Source organism: Halobacterium bonnevillei (assembly GCF_009831555.1).
GTDB lineage: Archaea > Halobacteriota > Halobacteria > Halobacteriales > Halobacteriaceae > Halobacterium > Halobacterium bonnevillei.
This window is the reverse complement of the sequence record NZ_WUUU01000205.1, coordinates 1-4,994: the sequence shown is the minus strand read 5'-3', so window position 1 is coordinate 4,994 and position 4,994 is coordinate 1. Positions and strand designations below refer to the sequence as shown.

General features: G+C 70.3%; 2 protein-coding genes and 1 pseudogene. 2 read left to right on the top strand and 1 reads right to left on the bottom strand.

The window, feature by feature from the left end; genetic code table 11:
- Positions 1–1,463, top strand: a 1,463-nt coding sequence (gene mutS, locus GRX66_RS16585; protein WP_159527510.1) for a DNA mismatch repair protein MutS, incomplete at its 5' end; no start/stop codon positions are given.
- 30 nt (positions 1,464–1,493) lie between these two features.
- On the opposite strand, the gene GRX66_RS16580 is transcribed toward mutS, so the two are convergent.
- Entirely contained in the window at positions 1,494–3,101 is a 1,608-nt protein-coding gene (locus GRX66_RS16580; RefSeq protein ID WP_159527509.1) for a long-chain-fatty-acid--CoA ligase, read from the bottom strand.
- A gap of 181 nt (positions 3,102–3,282) precedes the next feature.
- Between GRX66_RS16580 and mutL the strand changes: the two are divergent.
- Positions 3,283–4,994: pseudogene (gene mutL / locus GRX66_RS16575) on the top strand (DNA mismatch repair endonuclease MutL); the annotation flags it as partial.

The following is a 4,994-nucleotide window of genomic DNA, read 5'->3' as shown; positions in this document are numbered from 1 at the left end:
CCAGCGAGGTGCGCGCGGACCTGGACGCCGCGCTCGCCGAGGACCCGCCGAAGACGCTCCGCGAGGGCGGCCTGCTGTGCGAGGGCTACGACGACGACCTGGACGACCTCATCGCCGAACACCGCGAGCACCAGTCGTGGCTCGAGGGGCTTGCCGCACGCGAGAAGGACCGCCTCGGGGTCACCCACCTCCAGGTCGACCGGAACAAGACCGACGGCTACTACCTCCAGCTCGGGAACTCCGAGACGGACGCCGCCCCCGAGGCGTACCGCGAGGTCAAGACCCTCAAGAACTCCACGCGGTACACCACCGAGGAACTGGCGGACCGCGAACGCCGGATACTGCGCGTGGAGGAGGAGCGCGCCGACGTCGAGTACCGGCTGTTCTGCGAGTTGCGGGACTGGGTTGGCGAGCACGCCGGCGTCCTGCAGCGCGTCGGGCGCGCACTGGCTGAACTGGACGCGCTCGCCAGCCTCGCCGAGCACGCCGCCGCGAACCGCTGGACGCGCCCCGACCTCGTGGACGGCGACGACCTCCGGATCGAGGGCGGCCGCCACCCGGTCGTCGAGCAGACCACGGAGTTCGTGCCGAACGACGCGGCGTTCGGCGACGGCCGCCGGTTCCTCGTCGTCACGGGCCCGAACATGAGCGGGAAGTCGACCTACATGCGCCAGGTCGCGCTGATCGTGTTGCTCGCGCAGGTCGGGAGCTTCGTGCCCGCCGACGACGCGCGCGTCGGCCTCGTGGACGGCATCTACACGCGGGTCGGCGCGCTGGACGAACTCGCCCAGGGCCGCTCGACGTTCATGGTGGAGATGCAGGAGTTGAGCCGCATCCTCCACGCCGCGACCGACCGCTCGCTCGTCATCCTGGACGAAGTCGGTCGGGGGACCGCGACCTACGACGGCATCAGTATCGCGTGGGCGGCGACGGAGTACCTCCACAACGAGGTCCGCGCGAAGACGCTGTTCGCGACGCACTACCACGAACTCACGGCGCTCGCCGACCACCTCGAGGACGTCGCGAACGTCCACGTCGCCGCGGCGGAGCGAGATGGCGACGTGACGTTCCTGCGGACGGTTCGCGAGGGTGCGACAGACCGCTCCTACGGCGTCCACGTCGCGGACCTGGCGGGCGTTCCGGCGCCCGTCGTCGAGCGCTCCCGTGACGTCCTCGACCGCCTCCGCGAGGAGAAGGCCGTCGAGGCACGCGGGTCGGCCAGCGAACCAGTGCAGGCCGTCTTCGACCTCGAGTCCGGCGAGTTCGCGTCACCGAACAGCCACGAGGAGCGTGACTCGAGCGCGGACGTGGCGAGCGACGGCGGCGACGCCGAATCCGGGGAGACCATTCCGCCGGACGTCGAGGCCGTCCTGGACGACCTGCGGGACGTGAACGTCAACGAGACGCCGCCCGTCGAACTGCTGTCGCGAGTCCGGGAGTGGCAACAGCGACTCGACGACTAGCCAGGAACCGCCGACCGCGTCCGGGGCTGGCTACCCCTGACCGACCATCGAATCCTCGTCTTCGAACTCCTGCTCGCGGAGTTCGTACTTCTGGACCTTCCCGGTCGCCGTCGTCGGGAGGTCGTCGACGAATTCGACGCGCCGCACGGCCTTGTACGAGGCGAGGTTCTCGCGGGTGTACTCGACGAGGTCGGTCTTCGTGACGCCGGGGTTCTGGGGGTCGCCCGAGGACGGGACGACGAACGCTTTCGGCGTTTCGCCCCAGTCGTCGTGCGGGGAGGGGACGACGGCGACTTCGCTGACGGCGTCGTGCTCGAAGAGGGCGTCCTCCAGTTCGATCGAGGAGATGTTCTCGCCGCCGGAGATGATGATGTCCTTCTTGCGGTCCTGGATGGAGATGAAGCCGTTCTCGTCGACGACCGCGAAGTCGCCCATGTGGTAGTAGCCCTCGGCGCGTTCGTTGAACGCTCGCTCGGTTTCCGCCGGGGCCTCCCAGTACTCTTTCATCACCTGGTTGCCGGAGACGACGATCTCGCCGATGGTCTCGTCGTCCCAGGGGACGTCCTCGCCGTCCTCGTCGACGACACGGACCTCGGTGCCGAGGAACCCGATGCCCTGGCGTTTCTTCAGCGAGTACCGGGTCTCGTCGTCGAGGAGGCGGCCGGCCTCCGAGGTGGTGACCAGCGGCCCGGTCTCGGTCGCGCCGTAGACGTGCACGAGGTCCCAGCCGAACTCGTCCTCGACGGTCCGGATGGTCGCCTCCGGCGGCGCGCTGCCAGCGGTCGCCGCGCGCACGTCGGCGTCGCCCGTGGTCTCGACGTCGTGGTCGTCGTAGTAGTTCTGGAGCATGTTCAGCACGGTCGGCGCGGCACACAGGTAGGAGACGTCCTCCGCACGGACGGTGTCGAAGATCGACGCTGCGTCCACGCCGCGGGTGCAGACGTGCGTCGCGCCCGCGCCGGTGACGGCGTAGATGTGGCCCCAGCCGTTGACGTGGAACATCGGGAGCGTCCAGAGGTACGTGTCGGTGTCCCGGACGTCCTGGTGGTACGAGACGAGGAACGCGTGCAGCGTCTCGTTGCGGTGCGTGCGACAGACGCCCTTCGGGTCGCCAGTGGTGCCGGACGTGTAGTTGATGGTGACGACGTCGTTCTCGTCCATCTCGGGGCGCTCGTAGTCCGGGTCGGCGTCCGCGAGAACGGCGTCGAAGTCCCGCCAGTCGCCGTCGACGGCGTCCGCGTCGTTCGTGACGAACGTCGCGGTCGGGACCTCGTCGCGAATTGCCTCGATCTTCTCGGCGTACTCGTAGTCGGCGTAGATGGCGGAGACGCCGGCGTCGTCGAGGATGTACGCGAAGTCCTCCGGGGTCAGCCGGTAGTTCAGGGGCGTGTGAATCGCGCCGGCCTGCATCGTGCCGTAGGCCGCTTCGAGGTGGTAGTGCGTGTTCGGGTCGAGGACCGCGACGCGGTCACCGGGGTCGACGCCGGCCGACTGCAGGACCGCCGAAAAGCGGTCGGCGCGGTCGCCGAGTTCGTCGTACGTGTAGCGGTCGCCGGTGGTCGCGACGACGGCCGTCTCGCCGCCGTAGTACTTGCGGGCCCGGTCGAGAAAGTCGGTGACGAGGAGTGGACGTTCCATGTGTCGAATCCTTCACGGAGATTCGTGAAATCCGTTCGGGTCGGCTCAGTCTCTGCCGCCCGCTGGCGACCGGTCGGTCCGCCGAGCGCGAGTGACGTGGTCCGCCGAGCGCGGGATTGATACGCCGGCCGCGCCTGCCTGCGGGTATGAGCGAGGACGACGCCGGCGCGGGGTGGCCGCGGTGAGCGACCGCATCCGCGAACTCGACGACGCGACGGTCGCCCAGATCGCGGCGGGCGAGGTGGTCGAGCGCCCGGCGAGCGTGGTGAAGGAGCTCGTGGAGAACAGCCTGGACGCGGACGCCGCGAGCATCGACGTGACCGTCGCGGACGGCGGAACCGGCCGCATCGTGGTCGCCGACGACGGCCGCGGAATGAGCGAGGAGAACCTGGCGGCAGCGGTCCGCCAGCACACCACGAGCAAACTCGGGGACGCCAGCGAACTCGACGCCGTGGCGACGCTCGGGTTCCGCGGCGAGGCGCTGTACACTATCGGGCGGTGTCGCGGATGACGGTGACGTCGCGGCCCCGGGACGCTGGCGACACGGGCGCACAGGTCACCGTCGAGCACGGCGACGTCGGCGACGTCGAGCCTGCGGGCCGACCCGCGGGGACGACGGTGGAGGTCGCGGACCTGTTCGCGGAGACCCCGGCGCGCCGCAAGTACCTGAAGCGCCCGGCGACGGAGTTCGCGCACGTCAACCGCGCGGTGACGCGGTACGCGCTCGCGAACCCCGACGTCGCCGTGTCGCTGACCCACGACGGCCGCGAGGTGTTCGCGACGACGGGTACGGGCGACGTGCGGGACGCCGCGCTGTCGGTCTACGGTCGCGAGGTCGCACAGTCGCTGGTGCCTGTGGATGCGACGCCCGACGGGAGCGTCGAGCGCGTCCACGGCTACGTCTCCGACCCGGAGACGACGCGGTCGACCCGCGAGTACCTCGCGACGTACGTCAACGGCCGCTCCGTACGCGACGGCGTGCTCCGGGACGCGGTCCTGGACGCGTACGGCGGCCAGCTCGCGAGCGACCGCTACCCGTTCACGGTGCTGTTCGTAGAGGCCAGGGGCGTGGACGCGAACGTCCACCCCCGCAAGATGGAGGTGCGCTTCGAGGAGGAACGCGGCGTCAAGCGCGCAGTCGAGCGCGCGGTCCGCGACGCGCTGCTGGACGCTGGCCTCGTGCGGTCGCGCGCGCCGCGCGGCCAGTCGAAGCCGGGGGACGCGGAGATTTCGCCCGGAAACGGGACCGAGCCGGAGGACCGCGATAATCGCGGGGGCCACGAGGACGGCGACGCGGACGCTGTCGGAACGCCAGACACAGCCGGAACGCCGGGCAAGAGTGACGCGGCCGGTGGCGCACCCGTCGACGAGCGCGTCACGGAACAGCACCAGTCAGACCGCGCCACTGAACAGCACCAGTCAGACCGCGCTACAGAACAGCGACGGCACGGCCACGCCGACGAGACTGCCGGCAGGACCGCGGAACCCGGTGAGTCAGCGACCGGACGCGACGGGAACGCGGCTCCGGCGCCTGCCGACAGCGTAGTCGAGGGGGACACTCACTCGTTCGACCCGCCGACCGAGAACGCTCGGTTGCCCGGCGTGTCGAACGCCGCAGGCGCGGCTTCGGGTGCAGCGAGCACCACAGCCACAGGCGGGGATGGGGACGCAGACTTCGAGTCGCTGCCCGCGATGCGGGTGCTCGGACAGTTGCAGGACACGTACGTCGTGGCAGCGACCGACGACGGCCTCGTGCTCGTCGACCAGCACGCGGCCGACGAGCGCATCCACTACGAGCGCCTCCGCGAGCGCACCGGCGGGGACTCGCAGGCGCTCGTCTCGCCGGTCGAACTGGAACTGACGGCGGGCGAAGCCGCGGTGTTCGACGCGGCG

What these genes read in the sequence shown, in the direction of transcription:
- GRX66_RS16580 (WP_159527509.1), bottom strand. Translation starts at nt 3,101, where the DNA reads ATGGAACGTCCACTCCTCGTCACCGACTTTCTCGACCGGGCCCGCAAG.